This window comes from Shewanella sp. 553 (assembly GCF_059338375.1).
In genome coordinates this window covers 3,452,636-3,478,802 of record NZ_CM181701.1, presented here as the reverse complement: position 1 = coordinate 3,478,802, position 26,167 = coordinate 3,452,636, and the positions used below count along the sequence as shown (strand labels likewise).

22 protein-coding genes are annotated in these 26,167 nt (G+C 47.6%); 9 read left to right on the top strand and 13 right to left on the bottom strand.

Features of this window, described 5'->3' with window-relative positions:
- Nucleotides 1-65 precede the first annotated feature (65 nt).
- The 3 genes from uvrD to AC5YBZ_RS15385 all read left to right on the top strand — a co-directional run bounded on the left by uvrD (nucleotide 66) and on the right by AC5YBZ_RS15385 (nucleotide 4,072).
- Complete coding sequence (uvrD, locus tag AC5YBZ_RS15395) at nucleotides 66-2,267, top strand: DNA helicase II (protein WP_494520780.1); 2,202 nt, start codon at nucleotides 66-68, stop codon at nucleotides 2,265-2,267.
- A 105-nt stretch (nucleotides 2,268-2,372) separates the two neighbouring features.
- Nucleotides 2,373-3,233, top strand: coding sequence for a 4-hydroxybenzoate octaprenyltransferase (ubiA, locus tag AC5YBZ_RS15390; protein ID WP_494520781.1), 861 nt, complete (start codon nucleotides 2,373-2,375; stop codon nucleotides 3,231-3,233).
- A 284-nt stretch (nucleotides 3,234-3,517) separates the two neighbouring features.
- Nucleotides 3,518-4,072, top strand: a complete 555-nt coding sequence (locus AC5YBZ_RS15385; protein ID WP_494523988.1) for a hypothetical protein — start codon at nucleotides 3,518-3,520, stop codon at nucleotides 4,070-4,072.
- A 119-nt stretch (nucleotides 4,073-4,191) separates the two neighbouring features.
- On the opposite strand, the gene hemB is transcribed toward AC5YBZ_RS15385, so the two are convergent.
- The 12 genes from hemB to AC5YBZ_RS15325 form a co-directional block, all read right to left on the bottom strand.
- Complete coding sequence (hemB, locus tag AC5YBZ_RS15380) at nucleotides 4,192-5,208, bottom strand: porphobilinogen synthase (RefSeq protein ID WP_494520783.1); 1,017 nt, start codon at nucleotides 5,206-5,208, stop codon at nucleotides 4,192-4,194.
- 94 nt (nucleotides 5,209-5,302) lie between these two features.
- On the bottom strand, nucleotides 5,303-7,174 hold the full coding sequence (locus AC5YBZ_RS15375) for a sensor domain-containing diguanylate cyclase (RefSeq protein ID WP_494543152.1): 1,872 nt from the start codon (nucleotides 7,172-7,174) through the stop codon (nucleotides 5,303-5,305).
- Entirely contained in the window at nucleotides 7,161-7,970 is an 810-nt protein-coding gene (locus AC5YBZ_RS15370; RefSeq protein ID WP_494520785.1) for a TatD family hydrolase, read from the bottom strand. The genes AC5YBZ_RS15375 and AC5YBZ_RS15370 overlap by 14 nt, the downstream gene beginning before the upstream one ends.
- Nucleotides 7,970-8,506 carry a hypothetical protein gene (locus AC5YBZ_RS15365; RefSeq protein WP_494543151.1) on the bottom strand — a complete coding sequence of 179 codons (537 nt, stop codon included), beginning with the start codon at nucleotides 8,504-8,506 and terminating at the stop codon, nucleotides 7,970-7,972. The genes AC5YBZ_RS15370 and AC5YBZ_RS15365 overlap by 1 nt, the downstream gene beginning before the upstream one ends.
- A gap of 111 nt (nucleotides 8,507-8,617) precedes the next feature.
- On the bottom strand, nucleotides 8,618-9,367 hold the full coding sequence (gene tatC, locus AC5YBZ_RS15360; protein WP_494520787.1) for a twin-arginine translocase subunit TatC: 750 nt from the start codon (nucleotides 9,365-9,367) through the stop codon (nucleotides 8,618-8,620).
- Between the two features lie 3 nt (nucleotides 9,368-9,370).
- Nucleotides 9,371-9,769 (bottom strand): Sec-independent protein translocase protein TatB, encoded by a 399-nt coding sequence (gene tatB / locus AC5YBZ_RS15355; RefSeq protein WP_494520788.1) that lies wholly within the window; start codon nucleotides 9,767-9,769, stop codon nucleotides 9,371-9,373.
- Nucleotides 9,770-9,775: 6 nt separating this feature from the next.
- Nucleotides 9,776-10,009, bottom strand: a complete 234-nt coding sequence (gene tatA / locus AC5YBZ_RS15350; protein ID WP_494520789.1) for a Sec-independent protein translocase subunit TatA — start codon at nucleotides 10,007-10,009, stop codon at nucleotides 9,776-9,778.
- A 72-nt stretch (nucleotides 10,010-10,081) separates the two neighbouring features.
- Nucleotides 10,082-11,731: a ubiquinone biosynthesis regulatory protein kinase UbiB gene (gene ubiB / locus AC5YBZ_RS15345; RefSeq protein WP_494543150.1), complete on the bottom strand. Its 1,650-nt coding sequence runs from the start codon at nucleotides 11,729-11,731 to the stop codon at nucleotides 10,082-10,084.
- A complete protein-coding gene (locus AC5YBZ_RS15340) occupies nucleotides 11,728-12,351 on the bottom strand; it encodes a ubiquinone biosynthesis accessory factor UbiJ (protein WP_494543149.1) in 624 nt (207 codons plus the stop codon). Before AC5YBZ_RS15340 ends, ubiB begins: the two co-directional genes overlap by 4 nt.
- Nucleotides 12,352-12,386: 35 nt before the next feature.
- Complete coding sequence (ubiE, locus tag AC5YBZ_RS15335) at nucleotides 12,387-13,142, bottom strand: bifunctional demethylmenaquinone methyltransferase/2-methoxy-6-polyprenyl-1,4-benzoquinol methylase UbiE (protein ID WP_494543148.1); 756 nt, start codon at nucleotides 13,140-13,142, stop codon at nucleotides 12,387-12,389.
- Between the two features lie 203 nt (nucleotides 13,143-13,345).
- On the bottom strand, nucleotides 13,346-14,389 hold the full coding sequence (locus tag AC5YBZ_RS15330; RefSeq protein WP_475514989.1) for a formimidoylglutamase: 1,044 nt from the start codon (nucleotides 14,387-14,389) through the stop codon (nucleotides 13,346-13,348).
- Between the two features lie 175 nt (nucleotides 14,390-14,564).
- Nucleotides 14,565-15,182 carry a response regulator transcription factor gene (locus AC5YBZ_RS15325; RefSeq protein WP_494523983.1) on the bottom strand — a complete coding sequence of 206 codons (618 nt, stop codon included), beginning with the start codon at nucleotides 15,180-15,182 and terminating at the stop codon, nucleotides 14,565-14,567.
- A 169-nt stretch (nucleotides 15,183-15,351) separates the two neighbouring features.
- Between AC5YBZ_RS15325 and AC5YBZ_RS15320 the strand changes: the two genes are divergently transcribed.
- From AC5YBZ_RS15320 to nrfD, 4 genes are all read left to right on the top strand, one after another.
- Nucleotides 15,352-17,163 (top strand): sensor histidine kinase, encoded by a 1,812-nt coding sequence (locus tag AC5YBZ_RS15320; protein WP_494543147.1) that lies wholly within the window; start codon nucleotides 15,352-15,354, stop codon nucleotides 17,161-17,163.
- Between the two features lie 338 nt (nucleotides 17,164-17,501).
- Nucleotides 17,502-19,778 carry a thiosulfate reductase PhsA gene (gene phsA, locus AC5YBZ_RS15315; RefSeq protein ID WP_494523981.1) on the top strand — a complete coding sequence of 759 codons (2,277 nt, stop codon included), beginning with the start codon at nucleotides 17,502-17,504 and terminating at the stop codon, nucleotides 19,776-19,778.
- Between the two features lie 12 nt (nucleotides 19,779-19,790).
- On the top strand, nucleotides 19,791-20,363 hold the full coding sequence (locus AC5YBZ_RS15310) for a 4Fe-4S dicluster domain-containing protein (protein WP_110457057.1): 573 nt from the start codon (nucleotides 19,791-19,793) through the stop codon (nucleotides 20,361-20,363).
- Nucleotides 20,360-21,307, top strand: coding sequence for an NrfD/PsrC family molybdoenzyme membrane anchor subunit (gene nrfD / locus AC5YBZ_RS15305; protein ID WP_475514985.1), 948 nt, complete (start codon nucleotides 20,360-20,362; stop codon nucleotides 21,305-21,307). Before AC5YBZ_RS15310 ends, nrfD begins: the two co-directional genes overlap by 4 nt.
- A gap of 210 nt (nucleotides 21,308-21,517) precedes the next feature.
- Here the strand turns inward: nrfD and rraA are convergent, their stop codons facing one another.
- A complete protein-coding gene (gene rraA / locus AC5YBZ_RS15300; RefSeq protein WP_110457059.1) occupies nucleotides 21,518-22,003 on the bottom strand; it encodes a ribonuclease E activity regulator RraA in 486 nt (161 codons plus the stop codon).
- 335 nt (nucleotides 22,004-22,338) lie between these two features.
- Here rraA and AC5YBZ_RS15295 point away from each other — a divergent pair, with 335 nt between their 5' ends.
- Entirely contained in the window at nucleotides 22,339-22,593 is a 255-nt protein-coding gene (locus tag AC5YBZ_RS15295; protein WP_494520796.1) for a YgjV family protein, read from the top strand.
- Nucleotides 22,594-22,959: 366 nt separating this feature from the next.
- Nucleotides 22,960-26,142, top strand: a complete 3,183-nt coding sequence (locus AC5YBZ_RS15290; RefSeq protein ID WP_494543146.1) for an HD domain-containing phosphohydrolase — start codon at nucleotides 22,960-22,962, stop codon at nucleotides 26,140-26,142.
- Nucleotides 26,143-26,167: the final 25 nt, after the last annotated feature.

Genomic DNA, 26,167 nt, shown 5'->3' with positions numbered 1-26,167 from the left:
CACGCAGCGTATGACCTAGGCGCTGGCTCCTGTTATACTGCCTGCTTGATTTTTTGGAGGCAAGAATGGACGTATCTTCTTTACTTGACGGCTTAAACGATAAGCAGCGCGAAGCCGTTAGCGCACCACAATCTAGCATGTTGGTGTTAGCGGGCGCGGGCAGTGGTAAAACACGCGTATTGACCCACCGCATCGCTTGGTTGATGCATCATGAGCAGCAGAGCCCCTATTCTATTCTTGCGGTCACCTTTACCAACAAAGCCGCCGCCGAGATGCGTGAGCGGGTAGAGAAGGTGAGTGGCAGTAATATGGGCCGCATGTGGATAGGCACCTTCCACGGCCTAGCGCATCGTTTGCTGCGCACCCATTATCAAGACGCTAACTTGCCTCAAAGCTTCCAAATTCTTGATTCTGACGATCAGTTGCGCTTGATTAAACGTATTTTGAAAAGCCTTAACCTTGATGAAAAACAGTACCCTCCGCGTCAAGCCCAGGGCTATATCAATGGTAAAAAAGATCAAGGTTTACGCCCTAAGCATATCGATACCACAGGTTTTCCTATCGAGCAAAATCTGCTGAAGATCTATCAGGTATACCAAGAGTCTTGCGACCGCGCTGGGCTGGTGGATTTTGCCGAGATCTTGCTGCGAGCTCATGAGCTGTGGCTCAATAAACCGCATATTTTAGAGCACTATCAAGCGCGTTTTAAAAATATTCTTGTGGACGAATTCCAAGATACCAACGCTATCCAATATGCGTGGATCCGCGTGCTGGCGGGTAACAGCGCCAATGTGATGATTGTTGGTGATGATGATCAGTCCATTTATGGCTGGCGCGGCGCGCAGGTCGAAAATCTGCATAAGTTCTTAGACGATTTTCCCGACGCGAAAACCATACGCCTAGAGCAGAACTACCGCTCCAGCGCCAATATTTTGAACGCCTCGAACGAGCTGATCGCCAACAACCCCGATAGACTCGGTAAAAAGCTGTGGACCGAAGATAAAGCCGGTGAGCAAATTGGGCTTTACTGCGCCTTTAACGAAATGGATGAGGCGCGTTTTATTGTGGGCCGTATCATGGACTGGCAAGATATGGGCGGCAATTTAAGCGATTGCGCGATCCTTTATCGCTCTAACGCCCAATCACGGGTGCTTGAGGAAGCCTTGCTGCATAAAGGCATGGCTTACCGTATTTATGGCGGTTTGCGCTTCTTCGAACGCCAAGAGATTAAAGATGCCATGGGGTATCTGCGCCTCATCAGTAACAAAAATGATGATGCCGCTTTTGAACGTGTCATTAACACGCCCACTCGTGGCATCGGCGGGCGCACTCTGGATATTTTACGCTCAACGGCGCGCCAGCAAGAGTTAACCCTATGGCAGACCTGCTTGTCGGTGCTCGACGAAAAGTTGCTCAGTGGCCGAGCGGCGAATGCGGTGCGTGGCTTTATGGATCTTATCGTTAACTTGCAACAAGATACCGAGTCGCAATCTTTGCACCGTATGACAGATCATGTGATCCAAGCGTCTGGCCTCAAAGCCATGTATGAAGCCGAAAAGGGTGAGAAGGCTCGTGCTCGAGTGGAAAACTTGGATGAGTTGGTAACTGCGGCGCGCACCTTTGTGATGCCAGAAGATCTGGAAGATATGGGCGAACTCAACGCCTTCTTGTCCCATGCGGCGCTCGAAGCGGGCGAAGGCCAAGCCGATGCCTTTACCGATGCGGTGCAATTAATGACGCTGCATTCGGCCAAAGGGCTTGAGTTTCCACTGGTGTTTATGGCGGGCGTTGAAGAGGGGATTTTCCCTAGCCAAATGGCGATGGATGAGGGTGACAGGCTCGATGAAGAGCGCCGCCTCTGTTATGTGGGCATGACCCGCGCCATGAAGCAGCTCTATATTACCTATGCCGAATCGCGGCGCATCTATGGCCGAGAAAACTTTGCCAGACCATCACGGTTTATCAAAGAGATCCCCAGTGAATATGTGCAAGAAATTCGCTTAAAGGCACAGGTAACTGCGCCGACTAATCGGTTTAGTAACCGGATTAATAATGCCATTAGCGAGAGTCGCAACCGCCCTGTAAGAGCCGTTGCTGGCCATGAATCTGGTTTTAGTATTGGTCAACGGGTGGTGCATTTTAAGTTTGGTGAAGGCAAGGTTATTGATCTTGAGGGCAACGGCGAGCAAGCGGTTATTGAAGTGAACTTTGACGATGTCGGCCGTAAACGGCTTAAAATTGCCTTTGCTCGCTTAGAAAAGGTATAGCCATGGGTGGTACAAATGGCTTGAAAGTGGTCGTATGTCAGTCATAATGTCAGCCATATTGACCTCAGATCACAGGCCAAGCGGTGTTTAAGGGAGCCTCATCAGATGAACTTACGGGATAAAATTAACGCCTATTTGCGTCTTGCACGCATGGATCGGCCCATCGGTACCTTGTTGCTGCTATGGCCTTGTTTAATGGCCCTTGTACTGGCGGCTGGTGGTATGCCAGATACTAAAGTACTGATTATTTTTATTATTGGCGTGGTAGTGATGCGTGCGTGTGGCTGCATCATCAATGATTATGCTGATCGTCATGTCGACTCTTATGTCGAGCGCACTAAATCACGACCTTTAGTCAGTGGTGAGGTGTCGGTAAAAGAAGCGCTGTGGCTATTTGTGGCATCAGGCTTGTTGGCGTTTGGGCTAGTGCTGATGCTTAATCCATTAGTGGTGCAACTGTCGGTGGTAGGGATTATTTTGACCATCATCTACCCCTTTACCAAGCGCTTTACCAACATGCCGCAGATGTTCCTTGGTATTGTGTGGAGTTGGTCAATTCCCATGGCCTATGCGGCGCAAACCGGCGAGGTGCCAGCAGAAGCCTGGTGGTTATTTGCGGCCAATTGGTGTTGGACCGTTGCCTACGACACCATGTATGCCATGGTCGATCGTGATGATGATTTGAAAGTCGGTATTAAATCGACGGCGATTTTATTTGGCCGTTTCGATCGTCAGATGATTGGTTTATTTCAATTAGCCGCCCTTGGTTGTTTTATTATGGCGGGCTTAAGTGCCCAGCGTGGTTTGGTTTTTGGCTTAGGCATCATCACCTTTGTTGGCTTTAGTCTGTACCAGCAAAAGTTAATTTATGGTCGCGAGCGCGCCCCCTGTTTTAAAGCCTTTTTAAATAACAATTGGGCTGGGTTAAGCCTGTTTATGGCATTGGGTGTCGATTATTTGATTTAAATACATGGTGCTGACGACCGCCGACATAACTGAATGAGTCATTATAGGGATACCTGTAATGGCTTTTTTTTATGGGGCGGTATTTGATTGGTATAAGAAGTAGTTATGCGTGTAATGATTCATTTTAAGAGTGGTTCGCAGAAAAAAAATAGCATGTGCAGCGGCAGTCGCAACGGGGTGGTCTAAGCTTAGGTGAAGAGATATTTGTTGAAATCATCAGCTACACATGAGTATAAATTGTTGTTGGATGTGATAGTGACGATGAGGTTATGCAGGAGATTTTCATGCTTAACACCGACGTTGCATTTGAGGTGGGGCAGTGGCAAACCTATGAGCTAGCGTTGCTCCTTTCGGCTGTAGGGCTAGTGCTGTTTTGGTTGGGGATCTCTTTATTTAAACGCCGCGGAGTGGGGTCTTGGGTTGTGGTGCTATCTCTTAGCAGTGGCTTGATCACACTATGCTATTTTAGCCGCTCAGATGCGATGGCGTTACAACAGCTTTTGCTGCAAGGGCAGCAAATTGAAGTGGTCAATGGAGAGCTAAATTACGGCGAGTATCATTTTCCATATTTGGCGAAACATGAAATAGATTACCGCGAAATTCATCTCGATAAACGTACCATCAAACTGTATCACTCAGGCCATCTACCTAGCACTCGTTGCTATCGTGGCTTATATAGCCATAATCGCCTCAACACCCACAGTAATGTGCGTCTCTATATTCATTGGTTTGATACCCCATACAAGTACCGTCAGCAAGATTACACTCTCAGGGCACCCTGCATCTTGAAAGTCGAGCAGTTACATGATGAGGCTCGGCTGACTGTGGCGAGCAATTAACACTGCAGCCGATATTTCCCGCCATAGATCAATCCACTAAAATAATCTGAATTCGAGCAGGCACAAAAAAGCCAGTTGGTATAAGCAACTGGCTTTTTACATTATCGACACTGAGCTTATCAGCTGTTATCGCCTTCTTTTAGCCACTGAGCGGCACGTTTAGCGAAATAAGTTAAAATGCCATCGGCGCCTGCGCGTTTAAAGCAAAGTAGTGATTCCATCACGATGGCTTTTTCGGCTAACCAACCATTTTCAATGGCTGCCATATGCATGGCATATTCACCACTCACTTGGTAAGCGAAGGTCGGCACTGCGAGCTCACGCTTAACGCGAGTGACGATATCAAGGTATGGCATGCCAGGTTTAACCATCACCATATCGGCACCTTCTTGAATATCGAGGGCGACTTCATGAAGCGCTTCATCACTGTTAGCGGGATCCATCTGGTAGCTGTGTTTGTTGCCACCCTTTAGGTTGCCTGCCGAGCCAACGGCGTCACGGAATGGGCCATAGTAGTTTGATGAGTATTTAGCCGAGTAGGCCATGATTTGGGTATTAACGTGACCGGCTTCTTCAAGTGCCTTACGGATAGCGCCAATGCGGCCATCCATCATATCCGATGGCGCAACGATATCTGCACCAGCTTCGGCATGTGAAAGTGCCTGCTTAACTAAGATCTCGGTGGTGATATCGTTAAGAATATAACCTTCATCATCTATGATGCCGTCTTGTCCGTGGGTGGTAAATGGGTCGAGGGCAACGTCGGTCATCACACCCAATTGTGGAAACGCTTCTTTTAGTGCACGTACGGCGCGTTGGGCTAGCGCATCGGCGTTATAGGCTTCTTCCGCCATTAAGGTTTTTTTCTCAGCGGGTGTCACAGGGAACAGCGCCACAAGTGGAATGCCTAGCTTAACCAGTTCTTCAGCTTCTTTAAGTAGCAAATCAATGGAGTAGCGCTCAACACCTGGCATGGATTCTACTTTTTCGGTGCGGTTATTGCCCTCGAGTACGAACATTGGGTAGATTAAGTCGTTAACCGAAAGTTGGTTTTCGGCCATTAAACGGCGACTAAAATCATGTTTACGCATGCGGCGCATTCTGCGCTGAGGAAAAGCACTGGTAATGATGTTCACATTCGACTCCTAATTTAGGGTTACAGACTTAAATGAATTGTAGGATTTGAGTTGGCGATTGTGCCAAGTCGTCACCGATAAAGCTAAGTATTTTCTACTGTTCGATATCTACCGTATAGACACAGACGCGATTACGGCCGCTATTTTTAGCATGGTAAAGTGCCTTATCGGCTCGTTCGACCAAGGTGTTGATCTGTTGGTCATCGACAATCACCTCGGCATAAACACCAATACTAATGGTTAGCGGAATTGCATTGGTCCCCCAACTCAGTGGCAGTTGAAATACGGTTTCTCTTATTGATTCAGCGACTTTTTCGGCGCCTTCAATAGAGGTGTTGGGCAGTATCATAGCAAACTCTTCACCGCCAAAACGTGATACCAGATCACTTGGACGCCTTAATTTTTGCTTTAACGCTTGGGCTATTTGCTTCAGCGCTTGGTCGCCAACAAGGTGGCCATAAGTGTCGTTAATGGCTTTAAAGCGGTCGATATCGATCATTAAGATGGTGAGCGGCGTTTGCTGGCGACGACTCAGGCGCCCCTCAGCTTGTAAACGCTTTTCAAATGTGGCGCGATTCTTCACCCCAGTGAGGCTGTCGACGGTGTTTTGCTCGGTCAACTTTTGATTAGCTTCATTAAGCTCGCGTAGGGCAATTTCCAGCTCTAAGGTGCGCTCTTGTACCATCTGCTCGAGTTTTTCATGGCTATTAGCCTCCATTTGAATGGCTTCTTCCCTAGCTTGGCGAATGCGCTTGGATTGTTGTAATGCTTGTTGTTGTATTTTGAGCTTAGTCTTTCGCTCATCATTGTAGCGCAGCGCTAGGACCGCGGTCATAAAGAGGATTTCAAAGTTAAGCCCTATCATCATTGGCGTTTGCGGCAAGACAGGCAGATTCACCAATCCTAAATACATCATGGCAGTAACGAATGATCCGATTAAGGTGCCCGACCACGCAAAGGTGTAGAGCTTGGCCAATTTATGGCCTTGCAGACTGAGCTTAACGGCTATCACCATTAGTAACAGGCTTATGGTAAGCACAGCGATAATATCCAGTGTTAAGGCGAACGGGTAACTGATAAAGGGCACCAGTAACGTCAGTAGCACTGCGCCAGTGGCACTGTAGCGACATAGCTTTAGCATTAATAAATTATTGTTTTTCAGTTGCAGCACTCTTTCTGAAAAAAGCAAAATAAAGGTCAGGCCGATAGGGATTAGTAGCGGGATGAGCTCCTCTTGTATCGTTGGCCAGTCGGGCCACATATAACGTGCAGGCAGACCATGCAGCGTTGCGACCAGAAGTGTCGCTGTCAATACATAACCCGCATAGAGGCTGTAACTGGGCGAGCGTGATATAACGGCAATAAATAGGCTAAGCAGGCCAATGGCAAGCAAGGCGCCAAGCTGTAACCCCTGATACAAGGACTGGCTTTCGGTGGTTCTGATCATGCCGTTGGGGGATTTAAGAGCGAGCGGGATACTCGCGCTGCCTTGAGTCTCGATGCGTAGGTAAAAGGTATGCACTTGGTTGGGGAGCAAATCAAACGGATAAATAAACTGGTTATGCACCATAGGGCGTAAAGAAAAGGGGTAAGCATCACCCATTTCTAGTAGGAGCATCTGCTCGCCGTGAGGCTGATGATACAGACGAATCTTATCTAAATGCGGATTACCTAGGGTTAAGTAACGCTGGATTTTTTCACCTGTGGCATTGTATAAACTGAACTTAATCCAAAAAGGTTTGTTGGTGAGTGCCTGATTTAAAAGTGGAGCTATTCTCCCCCAGGATGTTGAGTTTAGCTCTTTGATGTCATCGATTTTAGTGTGATTGTCCTCTTGCATGTAATAGATGCATGGCGATAGGTCGATGACATCGTCATTCTCGACGGGCAGCAGTTGGTGGGCGAAGCTGCTACTTGAGAGGCTGGATAAAATGAAGATGATGAACAACGAACTAAAATGCTTCATAGTTCGCCTGTAAAGCAAAAAATGCACAACTATTAGCGTAGGCTTGGGCCGCGAACTCATTGGCGGTTTGGCCTCTAAGTTGAGCAATATATTGACTAATATAGGGCAGATACTGCGGCTTATTTTTACTCGACTTAGGTTTGGGGCGCATACTGCGTGGCAGCAGGTAAGGGCTGTCGGTTTCGACCATGATACGATCTGCTGGAATATCGCCAACCAAGGAGGCCAACTCTGCGCCGCGTCGTTCATCACAAACCCAACCCGTGATACCAAGATGCAGGTCGAGTTCAATATAGCGTTCTAGGCTATGCCTATCACCCGTAAAGCAGTGCAATAAGGCGCCTTTGAGCTGAGGACGATACTCTTTAAGGATGGTGACAAAATCTTGGTGGGCATCGCGTTCATGCATTAATACTGGCATATTGAGATCAACTGCCATCGCCAATTGCTGGGCAAAGGCGCTGCGTTGCATTGGGCGCGGCGAGAAATCGCGATTATAGTCTAAACCACACTCACCGATGGCCACGACGGCCGGATGTTGCGCAAGCTGGCCTAAGCGAGCAGAGCTGTTAGCGTCCCACTCGCTAGCATGGTGTGGATGCACCCCAGCCGTAGCAAATAGCGCCTCAGGGTAGCGCTGCGCGCAATCAATGGCTTGCTGGCTTTCATCTAGACTACTACCAATGACAATGAGCGGCGACACCCCTTGGGCGGCCGCAGCGTGTATCACGTTATCGATATCATTTTGTAATGCACTGCCAACTAAGTTAACAGCGATATCTATATGACTTGGCATTAGTTAATACGTTTAACCCTAATAGTGGTATTGCTGCCCTCTTTGCCAAGCAAAAAGGATCCCAGTGCCGCGCGTTCAATTTGTACTTTATCGCCGCTAGATATTCGAAAGCGCCGGCTGTCGATCTGCTTCCATTGTTGGCCATTTTCGAAGCTCAGTCTCAAGGCGCCATAGGGGTCTTTATCGACCTGTGTGACCGTAAGCCACATGGCATCTATCTGCTCTTGTTTGACGATTTTACCAAAGTTTTCTTGGGTTGACTCTTTAGCTTGTGCCGATTCCGTGGTAGACGAAGCAACCAGAGGGGCTGCCGCTACGATAGGGGGAGTGGCTGCGCTTAGATCCGTGGTGACTTGTTGCGCATTGCGATTCATCGCTGTTGCAGCAAGAGCGTCATAACACATGAGTCGCTCAAGTTTATCGGTTTTGACAGCGCATTGAGCGAGCTGTTGTTCGATACCAGCAACGGCGTGAAGAGAAAGCAGTAGGCTTGAAAGCGTTATCCAGCGTAAACCTTTAGTAAAGCAAGAGGTCATGAAAAACTCCTTTTTATTATTGGTGTTAAGTAAACGAGTCTCTCAAAAACGAACAGCTACCCGAATTGGATAGCTGTTCGTGTAAGCCATTAACTAAGGGCTATGGCTAGATTAATCCGTTTGTGTTTGCTCATCGTCTTCTTCAGTGTCCTTTTTACTGTAGAAACGGGCCGCAAGCAATCCCCCTTCAAACAATATTAACATCGGAATCGCTAACATGGTTTGCGAAATAATGTCGGGTGGTGTCAGTAACATACCTATGATAAAGGCACCCACCACAATGTAGGGACGTTTGGTTTTGAGCTCTTCTGGTGTGGTCACCCCAGCCCAACAGAGTAAGATCACCGCAATAGGAATTTCAAATGCTAAACCAAAGGCAAAAAATAGCTTAAGTACAAAACTCAGATAGCTACTGATATCGGTAGCGACTTGTACACCCTCAGGGGCAACGCTGGTAAAGAAACCAAATACCACTGGGAATACAACGTAATAGGTAAATGCTATGCCTAAATAAAACAATAATGTACTGCTGGTGAGCAGCGGCACCATTAGCCGTTTTTCGTGCTTGTACAAGCCTGGGGCAATAAATGACCAGATCTGAAATAGCACATAGGGAATGGCGATAAAGAATGCCAACACTAAAGTTAGTTTAAAAGGGGCGAAGAAGGGCGCGGCCACATCTGTTGCGATCATGCTACTGGTGTCTGGTAGCACATCCATCAGCGGGGTTGCCATATAATGATAAATATCGTTTGCCCAGTAGACTAGGCAAATAAACACAAAAAGCACACTACCAATGGCTTTAAGTAACTTGTTACGTAACTCAAGCAAGTGGCTAATTAACGGCTGCTGTTGCGACATGGACTACCCGTCAGATTTATCTGTTGAAGTGCTGCCTTTGGCTGTACCTGTCGTCTTCGGGGTTGAGTCACTGTTAGCACTGTCGGTGCTGCTCGGTGTCTCTTCTACCTTATAAGGACGATTAACAGATTGGGCTGCTTCTTTTAATTGATCGATTGAATCCTGTAATTCAGGCGAAAGATTTTTTAGCCCTTGGCTTTCAGCCTTTTTCAAGTCTGAATGCAATTGCTCTATTTTAAGCTCTTGCTCAAGCTCATCTTTTACTGAATTGGCCATGCGTTTCATGGCACGGATCCAGCCACTAATTGAACGTACTGCAACCGGGAGTCTTTCAGGGCCAAGAACCACTAGCCCCAAAATACCGATCAACAGTAACTCCATAAAGCCGATACCGTCGAACATAAGGAATTACGCCTGTTCTTTGTCCTTGGACTCAGTCTTTTTTTCGTCAGCCTGAGCGGTTTTTTCTGCAGTTGCTTTGTCTTCGAGTGCTTTCTTTTCTTCTTCAGAAGACATGGCGTTCTTGAAGCCTTTCACTGCGCCACCTAAGTCACCACCTAGTGAGCGTAATTTCTTAGTGCCGAACAGCAAAACTACGATTAAAGCAATGATAAGGAGTTGCCAAATACTAATGCCACCCATGTAACTTTCCTCTTTAATTTAACGCTTTTGTAAGACGGGTTCTATTATGAACCTTTGGTTATTTAGTGCTAGCTAAAATTTGCGATTCTTTGGTCTAGATCGCCATCCGAATAACCATAGTATGGCACCGATCCCGACAGACCCATAAGAGGCCCATAGTGTAGCGTTTTGTGCAAACAAAATAGTGCCGCAGATCACTAAAATTGCCGATGTCACTAAAAGGTAGTTACTTTTATGGACTTTTTGCTGCTGTTTTAAATAGCGTTCTAGCAGTAAATTTTGGCTGTTAACGAAGTTTTTACCCATTTTTAGGTTGTCGTAAATCAGCTCAGGCAGTTCAGGTAATTTATCAGCCCAGTAGGGGAACTCTTTCTTGATTTTTTTCGCCATGCCAATGGGACCAATCTGCTCGGCCATCCAGCCTTCAAGAAACGGCTTAGCGGTTTTCCATAAATCCAATTGCGGATAGAGTTGGCGCCCAAGCCCTTCAATATACAGTAAAGTTTTTTCAAGCAGTACTAGTTGTGGCTGTACCACCATGTCGAAGCGACGGGCGGTTCTAAATAGCTCCAGCAGCACATGGCCAAAGGAGATCTCATCCAGTGGCTTATTAAACATCGGCTCACACACCACTTTAATCGCTTGCTCAAAGGCGACGATATCTGTGTCGGCTGATACCCAGCCTGATTCGATATAGAGTTGGGCAATCCGGGTGTAATCGCGGTTAAAGAAGGCGAGAAAGTTCTCGGCTAAATAACGTTTATCTTGCTCGGTCAGGGTGCCCATGATGCCGCAGTCAAGCCCGATATAGAAAGGATCTTCCGGGTGCTCTGTGCTGATAAATATATTGCCAGGATGCATATCGGCGTGGAAAAAGTTATCGCGAAACACTTGGGTAAAAAACAGCTCAACGCCGCGTTCGGCCAGTAACTTAAGGTTGGTGCCTTGGGCTTCTAATGCGGCCTTGTCTGATACCGGAATACCATAGATGCGTTCCATCACGATTAAGCGGGTAAAGCAAAACTCTTCATACATAAAGGGCACATACAGTGAACCAGAATTGAGAAAGTTATTGCGTAGCTTTATGGCGTTAAGTGCTTCAAGTTTTAGATTTAATTCGCCTTCAATTGTGGTGTGATAATCCTCTACTACTTCGGCCGGCCGTAAGCGATTACCTTGGCCTAACAGGGCTTCTAAAAACTGAGCGCACTGGCTCATTAATTGAAGATCCGCATGCACTTGCGTTTCCACATTGGGCCTGAGTACCTTGAGTACCACTTCGGCGCCGCTGGATTTTAATTTGGCGGTGTGTACCTGAGAAATCGACGCCGATGCCAAAGGCACATCATCAAAATCGTCAAAGTAGGTGTCAATGGGAACGCCCAGTTCTGTCTCTATTTGGGCTTTAGCGATAGCTGAGTCAAACGGCGGCACGCGATCTTGCAGCATCGCCAGCTCTTCGGCCCACTCGTCGCTAAGCAGATCGCGTCGAGTTGACAGCATCTGGCCAAATTTAATGTAAACCGGCCCCAGCTCTTGCATAGCCAGTTTGAGGCGTTCACCACCGACCTTGTCTTTATGTTTGTTGCGTAACCAGAAAAAGCTGCCGCGCAGCAGTCTAAAATACCAAGGCTTTAGCTTTGATGGGATAAGCTCATCTAGGCCGTAATTGAGTGCAATGTTAATGACTTGGTATGCGCGCCGAATGCTTTTGACTGTCATTTTGTCTTGTGAGTCCTGGTTATGAGTCGTTCGATCCTTTGACTTAAGGCGTCTGTATCGTCTTTAAGTTCATCGATTCTATCACTAAAATGGATAAATTCGATTTTGTGTGGACTGAGGCGATACTCTTCGACAACGAGCTCGCCGACATGGTCGCGGCTCTTATTAAATACCTCCTCTAACCCTTGTTTGAGTTGTTTGGCGCCTTGTTGCAGCATATGGGTGGGCGCATCGCCAATCCATTTTGATAGGGGCTCAGCAAAATCAAACTCCACTTGTTGCATAAAGTGGCTAAAGCTCTGCAGTAGATTGAGATCGCCTTCGAGTTTGAGTTTATCTTGTTTAATCAGTTCGGTGAGATTAGCCCCTTCGGTGAGGCGATACAGGGTGGTGATATCAACTTCAACCTGAGTGGTGATCTCACCATCATATTGACTAAAGACTTGGATCTCTTTGGCAAATAGCAGGTAAATGGGCCAGCTCAGTTGGGTCAACTGTATGCACAGCACCTTGCCATGCAGCGTATGCTGTTTGGCATACGCTTGCGGGGACTGTTTAACGGTTTGCTGTAGTGCGGTTTCAATTGCAGCGCTAAGCAGCAATACAATGTCACGTTTCATGCGTTACCTAGTCGGCTGAAGCAAAAGGGGAAAGATTAAAACTTATAGCCCTTGTGCAGCGCCACAATACCGTCGGTCATGTTGGTGTATTCAACCTGTTCGAAACCGGCGTCGATCATCATGGCCTTTAGGGTTTCTTGAGCTGGGTGCATACGGATTGACTCGGCTAAGTACTCATAGCTACCCGCATCTTTAGTGATCAAATCGCCCATCTTAGGTAAAATTTTAAAGCTATACAGATCATATATCTTACGCATAACATCATGTTTAGGTTTAGAAAACTCAAGAACTAACAGTTTTCCACCTGGTTTTAATACCCGCAGCATAGAACGGATGGCCGCATCTTTATCGGTTACATTACGTAGGCCAAAAGCGATGGTAATAATATCAAAATGGTTGTCAGGAAACGGTAATGCTTCGGCATTGGCTTGCACGTAGTTTACGTTACCCACAACGCCACGATTACGTAGCTTGTCACGGCCGACCTTGAGCATTGACTCGTTAATATCGGCAAGGATAACCTGGCCTTTATTACCCACAATGTGGGAGAACTTGGCGGTAAGATCGCCCGTGCCCCCAGCAAGATCCAACACTTTCATACCCGGACGTGCACCCGCACTCTCTATGGTTAAACGTTTCCAAAGACGATGAATACCAAAGGACATGACATCATTCATAATGTCGTATTTGGCTGCAACTGAGTGAAAAACATCGGCCACTAAATCCGCTTTTTTCTCTGCTTCTACCGTCTTATAACCGAAATGGGTATTGTTGGGTGAGCCCTCTGACATTTATTGTATTCCTGTGCTTCGCTACTGTTATGGCGAGTGTAAGTGAATGATGCTCATTGCAGAATCATTCATCTGCGACTCTGTGATCGAGGTTAATAATCCATGTGCCGATTTAATAAAAATGCGCGTTGGCGCAGAGTTTGAAAAATTGGACGCCGCATTACATCATAATATTAGCGATAAGCCAAATTCCCCTGAGCCAATTACCCTATGGGTTGTCTAGCTATACGTCCTTGCATGTAGGCATAGATCAGTTCGCTAATACTCTGACCAGTTTCTCTGCGTCCCGCATCGCTGCCCGCGCTATGACAACTAGGGGCGGCTTCGGCCAAATGCAAGTAACAGGCGTTGGTGCGCAGCCCTATTTGATTAACGTAATAGAGGGCGTCCAGTAACGGAATTCCCGCCGCGGTTGAGGCGCTGCTGGGCATATTAATGATGGCATCCATATCTAACTCAACCGCCACCGGTGAACCACTGTCGTTAAGTTGAGTGACTATCTCATCGATGGCCTGTTTGAGGCTCAGCTCTTGTCGCACCCAGATGGCTTGCAGGGTATGCCACTTGCCGCCAAAGGCGCTGAGTTGGTCTAAGGTTTGTTGGCTATTTTTGAGCTCATGCATGCCCAGTACATGGTAGTAACCCAGCGCACCACTGGCTGCGGCGTAACTGAAACCATTACCGCTGTGGCGGCCTTCTCTGGGGCGAAAGTCAGCATGAGGGTCGAGGTTGACGGCGGCGATAGGGCGCTTCATCACTTGTTTGCTTGCCATTAAAAGCCCGTAGGCGTTGTTATGGCCGCCACCAATCACGATAGGCTCTAATCCGGCGGCAATGATGCTGCTGACGATATGGATAACCCGTTCATCGAGGCGCTCGACATGGGCTCTTAATGTTTGGGTGGTTGCGCTCGCGGGCAGTTGCAAATCGTGAGTATTAACTTGCCCAAGCACCATGCACTGCTTAGCGTCGAAAAATTGATTTGATTGCAGATTACACCATTGGCTCATGGTTGCTTCAAACGCATCAACCGCACCGCCACGACCAAGGTTGGCCCGCGGGCCAATATCTTCACCTATCCCTAAGATGACAAATCGCACGCCTTGTTGTTTAGCATCGGCTAATGCGGTGTTTAATGGTGTGTTGCCATCGTAGCAATGTAAGGCTTGTCCCAGCTTGGTTTCGCCTTCACGAACATGGGTGAAGACGCTGCATATTTGGTGGGTAAAGGGGAGCAGTGTTGGCATGGGCCTATCTCATTATTAATGACTCAATTGGCCTATTGTGGCCCACAAACCTAGCGGCTGGCAATTGTGCATAAATGCAGGAGAAAACCCCAGAGTGGCTGTAGACCTTGGCGTCATCGTTTATTGGCGGTGTCATGGTTTATTGTCGTGAGGCTAGTGGCTTGGAGCGTTGGACTTAGTCGTTGTCGCTAGGGCTATTGAGGAGCGGCGCCAATTTGAGCAGCTCGGCAACATTATTGGCCCCCAATTTGCTCATCATTTTTGCTCGGTGCACTTCGATGGTTCGCAGTGCGACGCACAGCTGGTTGGCCATCTGTTTATTGGTGTGGCCGGCGATAACTAATTTGAAAATTTGGGTTTCTCGCTCAGACAAAGTGTCGATAAGCTTTTGGTGGCGAAGCTTCCAATGTTGGCGCTCACTGTAGTGTAACCCTTTAGCGATAGACTCGGATAACGCTGCGCCTTGGACGGGCTTTTGGAAAAAGTCAAACGCCCCATTTTTAAAAGCATCGACCGCCATCGGCACATCACCATGGCCGGTGAGAAAGATCACTGCCAGTGGGCTTTTAGCTTGGTGCAATAAACGCTGCACCTGTGGCCCGCTCATTGAGGGCATTTTGGCATCTAAAATCACGCAGCCGGGCTGGGTCAGATCGACACTGGACAGAAAGTCATCGCCAGCGTTAAAGCTGGTTATCTCATAGCCATAACCCACCATTAAAAAGCTGATCGCATCGATGACCGCCTCATCATCGTCGACAAGATACACTGGATTCAAGGGAGATGTTGGCACGGCGGTTCCTTTATTGAGCTTTGATAACTATTTGGCGGCGATGACTATGATTGATATCGCAGATGCGGCCATTTAGCCAACTATTTTAGGTAAAGCATGAGGCGCATCACGTGGCGATCCGTTATCGATACCGTAAGCTGTGCTAAGCGTATCGATTGAGGAGCATTGTGTGTATAAACACCTACTGCATGCATTGGCTGTGTGTTGTTTATTGAGTGGTTTATTGTGTTATTCAGCTCGTGTTGTTGCCCAGCCACAACAGCTATATGTCGGCGTGTTGGCTAACTGGGGGCATCAACAAGCCATGGAGCGCTGGACGCCCATGATGACCTATTTAAATCAACAGGTACCCGGCACGCAATTTCATGTATTTCCGGGTAATTTTGAAGCCTTAAATCTTGCTATGGAGCTAGGGCAGATCCAGTTTATTATCACCAACCCAGGGCAATATCTGTATCTGTCGAACCAGTATCCGCTGTCTTGGTTAGCCACCATGCGTTCTCGGCGGCATAACGGTAGCACCACGGCTATCGGCTCGGCCATCGTGGTGAAAGCCGAAAGTGATTACCGCACCTTGTATGATTTAAAAGATAAAATCATTGCAGCCAGCGATCCCCATGCATTAGGCGGTTATCAGGCGACCGCGGGATTAATGCATAAATTGGGCATGGATGCTGACCACTATTTTGGCCAAGTTAAGTTTGTTGGCTTTCCGCTCGATCCCTTGTTGTATCAAGTGAGAGACGGTCATGTCGATGCCGCCATTACCCCCTTGTGTACGCTTGAGGATATGGTGGCGCGCGGCTTGTTAAATCCTGCCGATTTTAGAGTGCTTAACCCGAGTCGCCCCGAAGGGTATGACTGCCAGTGCAGCACTAAGCTTTATCCTAACTGGTCGTTTGCGGCCAATGAAAGTGTCGACATTAATCTTAGCCAACAAATTAGTCAGGCATTAATGGCATTGCCTGCCGATCATCCAGCCGCCGTTAGCGGCCAACTCATGGGCTGGACGTCGCCCATTAGTCAGCTAACCGTTATCCAACTGTATGGTGACTTACATGTGATCTCGCAGGAAAAAAGCCGTTTAAACGCCCTGCAAACTTGGCTCAATGAAAATCGCCATTGGGGCATCTTAGCTGTGGTCATTTTTTTAGTGGCAACGGTATATCACTTGTGGATCGAGTACCGCTTTCACCAAAAAAGTGAGTCATTGGTCAGCACCGAGCGGCAGTTAAAGCAGCAAGCTATTGCGTTAGAGCGGCTGCAAAGCGCCTCGATGATTGGCGAAATTGGCGCGGGGCTGGCCCATGAGATCAACCAACCTATTGCCGCCATCACCAGTTATAGCGAGGGCGGCATCATGCGCATGCAAGGCGGGCAATTGACGGAGGCGGAAGCCACCATAGACTTGCTGCAAAAAATTCATAAGCAGTCCACTCGTGCAGGGGAAGTGGTGCACCGGATCCGGGGTCTACTCAAACGCAAAGAGGCGGTAATGGATGATGTGAATATTCTCACTCTGGTGGATGAGAGCCTGTCTCTGCTGCGTTTAGAGTTGATGCGCCGCGATATCGAGGTGGTCAAAGAGACCAGCGGTGAGCCGTTTTTTATTAGCGCCGATCGCGTCGGTCTGCTGCAAGTATTGATTAACCTGATTAAAAACAGTATCGATGCCATTGCCGAGCGCCCAGATCAGACTGAGCGGGGCCACATCATGATTAAGCTGCAATTTCATGAACATCAAGTGGATGTGCTAGTGACCGACAATGGCCCTGGACTGGCGCAAAATGCCGCCACCGTGATGGCAACGTTCTTTACCACCAAAACCGAAGGATTAGGCTTGGGGTTAGCCATCTGCAGTGAGGTGATAAAAGAGCATAACGGTGGCTTTACATTAGAAAATCGCGACGACGGCCATAGCGGCTGCGTGGCTAAAATTGCACTAAAGCGTAGAGGGTGCCAACAAGCGGTGCAGATTTAACGGTTAGTGACTCATCTGCTTTAGATAAAAAGAAAACATAGTAATTAATTGTTTTATATTACTTTTATATGTATGAGTTGCACGAGTGCGATTCGATATGTGGTTTACCACACTATACAAAATCAGTGCTGTGTGTTGGTGAAATTATCGACCATGAAGTCGATCACAAACTGACCTGTCAGTGGATCGATATGTGGTATACCACAATGTGCAACCACTCCTCCCTTGGTAACAATGGTGAAAACCGAGTGACATTTGATGGTGTTGTCCCACGTAATTAATCGGGATGAGCTACCAGCTCAGGTCTGTCGGTATCATTGTTAATTGGGAGAAAAATCATGAAACTTGATCGGCGTACCTTTATTAAAGGGGCTGGTGCTGGGACCGCAGGTTGCGTATTTGCGACGTTGCCGGGCTCATTAGCAGCGCTAGGGCAAACGGGGTTAAGCGGCAGTGCAGAATCGGTCGCCAGTATCTGTGAGATGTGCTCGACAAGATGCCCCATTTCGGCGCGAGTCGTGAATGGTAAAAACGTCTCCATATTGGGCAACAAGAAAGCCAAATCCTTTGGTGGCGCAGTCTGTGCTCGTGGCGGCGCAGGCCATAGTCAGCTGTACGACAAGCAACGTATCGTTAAACCGCTCAAGCGGGTAGGTGAGCGCGGCGAAGGCAAATGGGCCGAAATCGAATGGGATGAAGCTTATGCCATCATTGCCGAAAATCTCAATAAGATAAAAGCCCAGCACGGCGCCGAATCGGTGGCATTTTCCTCTAAATCTGGCTCACTTTCGGGTCACCTTTTCCATCTGGCTAAGGCTTTCGGTAGCCCAAACACCTTTACTCACGCCTCTACGTGTCCGGCCGGTTATGTGGTGGCTGCCAAGGCGATTTTTGGTGGCAAAGTCAAACGTGATTTAAGTAACTCTAAATACATCATTAACTTTGGTCATAACCTGTATGAAGGCATCAATATGTCTGAAACGCGGGGCATGATGAATGCACAAATGGAGAAGGGCGCTAAGCTGGTGGTGTTTGAGCCTCGCTTCTCGATAGTGGCCGATAAAGCCGATGAGTGGTACGCCATTAAACCTGGCACCGACGTTGCGGTAGCGTTGGCGATTTGCCACACCCTTATCGAAGATGAGCTGTATGATAAGGCTTTTGTCGCCCAGTACGTTGCTGGTTTCGACGCGTTTGCGCAAGAAGTTAAAGCCTACACGCCTGAGTGGGCCGAATCGGTCAGTGATGTGCCCGCTGAAGATATTCGCCGTATCACTCACGAATACGCCGCCGCAGCACCTCATGCCGTGGTGGACTTTGGCCACCGCTCTTCATTTACCACCGAAGAGTTTGAGATGCGCCGCGCCCTTTATGCCGCCAACGTGTTAATCGGTAATATCGAGCGTAAAGGGGGGCTTTATTTTGGGAAGAAAGCCTCTAAGTACAATAAGTTTGCCGGTGAAAAAGTGGCGCCGACCTTAGCGAAACCTGGGGTAGAGGGTATGCCCTCAATCGATGCCAAGCGTATCGATATGGTCGATGAACAATATGCCTTGTTGTGGTCATCGGGGGGGATCTACCAAACGATTTTAGATGCAACATTAGAGGCCAAGCCTTATCAGTTGCATGGCTGGGTGATGAGCCGTACCAATCCGATGCAGACCATGACAGACAGAGCACGCATTGTTGAGACCATGCAAAAGCTCGATTTTATCGTCGCCTGCGATATCTATATCAGTGAAAGCGCCGCTTATGCCGATATCTTCCTGCCTGAATCGACCTACCTTGAGCGTGATGAGGAGATTGTCGATAAGTCGGGTAAAAACCCTGCTTACTATGTGCGTCAACGTGTGGTCGACACCATAGGCGACACTAAACCCAGCTGGATGATTTGGAAGGAGTTAGCCAATCAACTCGGGCAAGGGCAGTACTTCCCTTGGGATAACATGGAAACCTTGCAGCTGTTTCAAGTCGATAAAGATGCGGCGCTGCTCAACACCATTAAACGTGATGGCTGGGTCAGCTATGGTAAGCCGTTGATGCTGCGTGAGCGGGAGATGATCAAGACCTTTACCGATACCTACCCCAATGCTAAAGCGGTCGATGATGATGGCACTTATGCCAGCCAGCTAAGCTTTAAAACCCCGTCTGGCAAGATTGAATTGAGCTCAGATAAAGTGGAGCAAATGGCGCCAGGGAGGGGGGTTATCCGCTACCGCGAAGTGACCATGAAGAAGGCCGACGAGCTGTTTTTCATCCAAGGAAAAGTCGCGGTGCACACCAATGCGGGCACGCAAAATGTCCCTATGCTGGCTAATCTAATGTCGGATAATGCGGTATGGATCCATCCCATCACGGCGGGCTTATTGAACATTGCCAATGGTGACGCGATTCGCATCTATAACGCGACCGGTAGCGAAGAGGGGCATGCCTTGGTCACGCCGGGTATTCGTCCCGATACCGTGTTTGCCTATATGGGTTGTGGTTCTAAAAACAAAGAACTGGCCCGCGCCACAGGTAAAGGTGTGCATTGTGGCAACCTACTTCCTCACGTTACTTCTCCGGTTACAGGTATGAATTTGCATACCACCGGGGTCAAAATTGCCAAGCTGTAATCGGAGTTCATTATGACTAAACGTTATGTTCTTGTGCACGATGAAAATAAGTGCATTGGCTGCCAAGCCTGTAATGTGGCCTGCCGCAGTGAAAATAATGTGCCTGAGTCGGTGACCCGGCTTCAGGTGCGCATCGAGGGGCCTTACGGTAACTTTCCTCACCTGCATTTTAAATACAATCGCGTCTCTTGTGAGCAGTGTGAAAACGCGCCATGCGTCAAGGTGTGTCCTACGGGCGCGGCCTACGTTAACGCCGATGGCATTGTCTCGATAAATGAAAACAAGTGTGTCGGCTGCCTCTATTGTGTTGCCGCTTGCCCCTACAAGGTGCGCTTTATTAATCCGGAAACTCGGGTGCCAGACAAGTGTGATTTTTGTAAGGAGACGCGCCTTGCTCGTGGTGAAGACCCTGCCTGTGTCAGTGTTTGCCCAACCCAAGCCTTAGTGTTTGGCGATGCCAATGATCTGAACTCAGAGGTTCGCAAGGTGTTAGACACTAAGCCGCATTATCAGCAAAAGGTGAATCTTGGCACAGAGCCAAGGGTCTATCGCATTCCTAGCCGTAAAGGGGGGATTAAAGCATGAACAATATTTGGGGCTCCATGGAGCAATATGATCCAGTCGTCTGGAACTGGATAATCGCGGTCTACCTGTTTATGGCAGGCTTATCGGCAGGTTCTATGTTGGTGGCGATAGGGCTTAAATGGTACAAGCAGAGCCGAGGGCTCCCCACTGATGGCTTGCCTGTGATCAAGGCCGCGGCGGTGATAGGGCCAGTGGCTATCTGTTTGGGCATGGCGTTATTGGTGCTGGATTTGACGAAACCGTTTGAATTTTATCATATCTTACTCAATTACAACTTAACGTCTGTGATGGCATGGGGGGTTATCGCCCTGCTGATTTACATTCCTTTGGTGTTTGTGTTTGCCGCGTTAGTGTTTGAAAAGCAGGTGCTGCATTACGCTCCTTGGTTAGCGGGCATCTTGTCGGTCTGCCGTCAGGTTGAAGGCAGTTTGAATAAGCTGATTTTTGCGCTGGCACTCGGTGTCGGGGTCTACACCGGATTTTTACTGTCGGCGATGATCAGCTATCCGATCCTCAACACCGCCGTGTTACCAGCGCTGTTCTTAGCTTCGGCGCTCTCGGTCGGTTCGGCTGGTAATATCTTGGTGGCCACGCTGTTTTTCAGTAAGAAAGAGTCTGACTGTATCGAGCAGGTGCACCGTATCGAGTATCCCGTGGCGTTTAATGAGGCACTTTGTTTAGTGCTACTGTTTGTCGGGCTTAACTTTTCCGGTCCTGCCGCACAGGCGGCGACGGCGGCAATCACCACTGGGACTTGGGCAAGCGTTTTTTGGGTTGGGGTAGTCGGTTTAGGGCTGGGTGTGCCCGTGCTTGCCAGCACCTTCGCCCCTAAGGCGTGGCGACACAGCAAGGCATTTTTAATTACCGTATCTTGTAGCACGATTCTGGGGGTGTTGGCCTTACGGCATTTCGTGGTCTACGCGGGGCAAAGCTACATTAGTTAATGGTCATGTTATATGGGTTAACCTATCGCGTTAACCCATATGGTGGTTGTGACTAAGTATATTAATAATTAAATCAAAAAAGGATGATGGCCTAGTCGGTCATCATCCTTTTTTATTGTTAGCATCAGTGCGGTTACTGGCTATTTTGCTTGCGCTGATCTTAAGTATATCGCCATTGCGAATGGGGCATTGAATTTGTCTGTAAGAGCGTTAATCGATATCTAATGGCTCTGGCGACAAAATAATCCCCGTGTTGTCAGCATACAGGTGATCGGCTGGTAAGAAGGTCACGCCACCAAAGTTAACCGGCACTTCGAGCTCGCCCACACCATGACCATCGGCGCCAACGGGTATTGAGGCGATAGCTTGGATGCCGATATCGAGATCTTCCAGCGCATCAACATCACGCACCGAACCGTAAATAACAATACCTTCCCAGTTATTGGCGACCGCAATTTCTGCAATTGAAGCATCGAGCAGTGCGCGGCGTAATGAACCACCACCATCAACCAGCAGCACTTTACCTTCCCCATCTTGCTGCAATACTTCTGCAATCAAACCATTGTCTTCGAAGCATTTGATGGTGCTAATTGAACCACCAAAAGAGCTACAACCACCGTAGTTGCTGAACATGGGTTCGACGACATCGACCATATCAATGTAAGTGTCACAAAGTTCTGAGGTGTTGTATTCCATAAGTCATACTCCTGTAGGAAGGCATTTTGCTAGGATAAATCAGCAAGATATTAGTACCAGCCAGTATATAAGGGATTCTTAAAAAGAAAAGCGTTATCAATCACGCAATTGCCGATAAAACCAGCTTTCATGTCAGTTGGTGTAATGTTTCTATCATTGGTGGCAAAATATACTGAAAACATGACCCACCTCATTAAATAACGTATTTTTATTACACATTGCGAATGGTTTTGCTAATATAGCTGCAGTAATTGATAACGTTAATTTAACTTGCTTTAGGGGCATGGATCCCCCAGTTCGCTTACGGATGGTATAGGGCCTTAAGAAGGTGCCTTATGGAAGTATCAAACACAATTGAATTAATTGGCTATTCTGCATCATTAATGGTGGCAATATCCTTAATGATGAAAGACATTGTTTGGCTAAGAACGCTTAATTTTGCTGGCTGTTCGCTGTTTGTGATCTACGGCACTTACATATCGGCATGGCCGGTTGCAGGTATGAATGCCTTTGTTGCCTGCATTAATATCTATCATTTAGTTAAAATTGCCCGTAGTAAATCGCAGTTAAACGACATAAAAAGCGCCTGACTGTGGTGTGTGCCAACCTGAGTCTGCTCTCGGGTTGGTGGCTCTGCCTGACTCCTCGTCCTCCCCATCGAATGTGTGCCTGAGCTGATGACTTACTGAGGTGAGTCGATGTTTCGCCTATACCCACGGCAATCTGCTGGCGCAGACTTTTACTTATAGTTTGTCACCGAGTTATCAGCGTTTATGCTGATAACAGCTATGTGCTATAGCCCCAGTTATTACTGTTATTTTTGCTGTATTTCTTCGTGAGGCACGGGGTTAAATTGCATGTGCGCAGTACAGATAACAAATTGACTTGTTACTGGTTTGTTATACTATCCTAAATGCATTCGACGTTTAGCCTCCCCGAAGAAAAAGGATTCGCTCATGGCAGCGCAGGGCACAAAACCTTATCGATTTACTATACGTGTAACCGTCGTCGGCATTTTTGTATTAGCGACCCTATTTACCGCCGTGATTGCGATTGGATTGCAGTACTATTTTAGTGAGCGTCTGGCTACTGAGTCGGCGCTTAAACTCTACAATAGCAGTGCGAGTAGCACCAGTGACCACTTGGCGTATTTAGACCGCAGGATGGTCAATACGACTAAGCTCTTGTCAAATTTCTCGCCGTTGCAGGCAGACGATGGCTTGTCTGCCGAGGCACTCAACGTATTTTCTCAAGTGATGCAAACCTCGTCCTTTATCTGTGCTATCTACATTGGATTAGAAAACGGTAATTTATACGAGCTTATCAATCTTAATGCGCATCCTATTGTTGGCAAACAGTTAAACGCGGGTCACTCCGATCGTTGGGCTTTAATCAAGATTGAAGCTGGTGATGATGGCACGCGCGTGCGTGAAATCGCTTATTTCGATGCCGAGTTTAACCTTAGAGTCAGCCATAGGGATGTGAGTGATTATGATGCGACCAATCGCCCTTGGTATATCAACGCCGACCATAAGCAGGTATATAAAACTGAGCCGTACTTATTTCAAAATTTGCAAGCTCCAGGGGTGAGTTATTCCATTAAGTTAGCGGGGAGTGATGCTGTCTTAGGGGTGGATATTGCGTTATCTAGCCTAGAAGATCATCTTGTCCTTCAAGGGCAGAGCCATGGGCTAGACAAAAAACAAGAGGTGTTTGTTTATCAAGGCAGTGGCGAGCTTATCGCCTCTAACCAAACTTCTGTAGCCGAATTTAAACTCCCAGCAGCGCCGCCATTAGTCCTCTCTGAGGAGCAAAAAGCCTTTATTGCGCGCTCGCCAGTATTGAGAGCATCGAATGAAACTGATTGGCCGCCAATCGATTTTGCACTTGCGGGTGAGCCGCGAGGATACAGCATAGATATGCTCAACTTAGTGGCACAAATGACTGGGCTGCGAATTGAGTACACTAATGGATTTAGCTGGACTGAGTTTGCTGAAAAATTCAAACAGGGTGAACTCGATCTATTGCACTCGGTATTAAATACTCCAGAAAATCATGATTTAGGGTTATTTAGTCAATCGTTTTTGCCCTTACCTTTTGCCGTCGTGACTCGTCCCGAATCCAAGGTGATTCATCACATTAGTCAACTCGAAGGGCGTAAGGTCGCGATTCCCCGTGGTTGGTCAATTATCCCTATTATAACGCGTCATTTTCCTCAGCTTGAGGTGGTTGAGTATGACTCAACTCGGGCGGTCTTGCAGGCCGTAGCCCAAGGGGAGGTGTTTGCCGCATTAGATAACAGCATAGTACTGCATTATACCGCTAAGCTTTTCTTTATTGATGGCATCCAATTTCATGAGCAACTCGATTTTTCGCCGGCGAGGGTTGATACCGGCTTAAGTATTGTGGTGCACCCAGGTAAAGAGATGTTGCTGGGTATAATCAACTTAGCATTGGCAAATATTACGCCTGAGCAGGTAAACGCGTTACGGCAAAAATGGTTCGGTGAAGGGCCACGGCTTTCACCCTTATTATCTCAGGGGGTTGTTCCTTATAAGGTTTTGATAGATATTGCTAATAATCCAGACGCACATCGGCAGTTAACCCAGTATTCGCTCAATGGCGAAAACAAGTATGTTTATGTAACCCCAATGAATAACCGCGGCGCAGCAACGGAATATTTTGCTATCGTGGTGCCTAAACCCGTGTTGCTATCGACGAGTCATGAACGGGTGAAAAAGTCTATTCTGATCACCGGCATATGCATGCTGTTAGTGCTGCCATTATCATGGCTCTTTGCTTCTCCCATTATCAATCCCATTAAACAGTTAGAACTTGAAAACCTCAAAGTGAAAAACCGCCAATACAGTGAGGTCACTAAGGTTAATAGTTATATTGTTGAAATTGATGAGTTGGCCAGCTCTATGGTGGATATGTCTGAGTCGATTAAGTTGCATGAATATAATCAAAAGCACTTAATGGAATCATTTATTAAGCTTATCGCGCAGGCTATTGATGATAAATCTCCCTATACCGCCGGGCATTGTAATCGAGTACCTGAACTTGGGTTAATGCTGGCAGAGCAGGCTTCTGCCTCGACACTGCCGCCTTTTAAGACGTTTGGGTTTAAGAATGAAGATGAGCACATTGAGTTTAGAATAGCGGCTTGGTTACATGATTGCGGCAAGATCACCACACCAGAGCATATTGTCGATAAGGGCAGTAAGTTAGAGGTGATCTATAACCGTATTCACGAGGTGCGCATGCGCTTTGAGGTATTGTGGCGTGATGCTCAAATCAGTTACCACCAACAGCTAGCGCAGCAACCTGAGCACAAAGAGCACCTGCAGGCAGAATTAGATAGCAAGTGGCAAACACTCAGCCAAGATTTTGAGTTTATCGCCAATGCCAATGTAGGGGGCGAATTCATGGACCAAGCTCATATCGATAGATTACTGCAACTGGCCAAAATTACTTGGGTACGCCATTTCGACGACAGGCTGGGGCTGTCCCCCATAGAAGAGCTTAACTATCCCGACTTGCCAGCCTCTCTGCCTGCAACTGAGCAACTATTAAGTGATAAACCGCAGCATATTATTCGCCGCGATTTTCCGGTGCACTTCGATGAAAAATTTGGCATAAAGATGACGATCCCTGAGCATCTGTATAACCAAGGTGAGTTACACAATTTAGCCATTTCACGAGGTACCTTAACTGCTGAAGATCGCTTCAAGATTAATGAGCACATTACCAGTACCATTAAGATGTTAGAGAACTTACCTTTTCCTCCTGAACTGGCGCGGGTGCCGCGCTATGCCTCGACTCACCACGAAACACTTAAAGGCACTGGCTATCCGCGCAAGTTGACGGCTGAGCAGCTATCCACCCCTGAGCGCATTTTAGTGTTAGCCGATATTTTTGAAGCCTTAACGGCCGCCGATAGACCCTATAAAAAGGCTAAACCCCTCAGTGTGGCCATCGATATTTTGCATAAAATGGTGTTGGATGATCATGTCGACAGAGACCTATTTGAGCTGTTTTTAACCAGTGGTGTTTACCTTGACTACGCGAATAAATTTCTCGACCCGAGTCAAATCGATACGGTGGATATTGAGCAGTACCTTAATCGAACGGCGTAAATATGGTCGGGGAAAAGAGCTATAT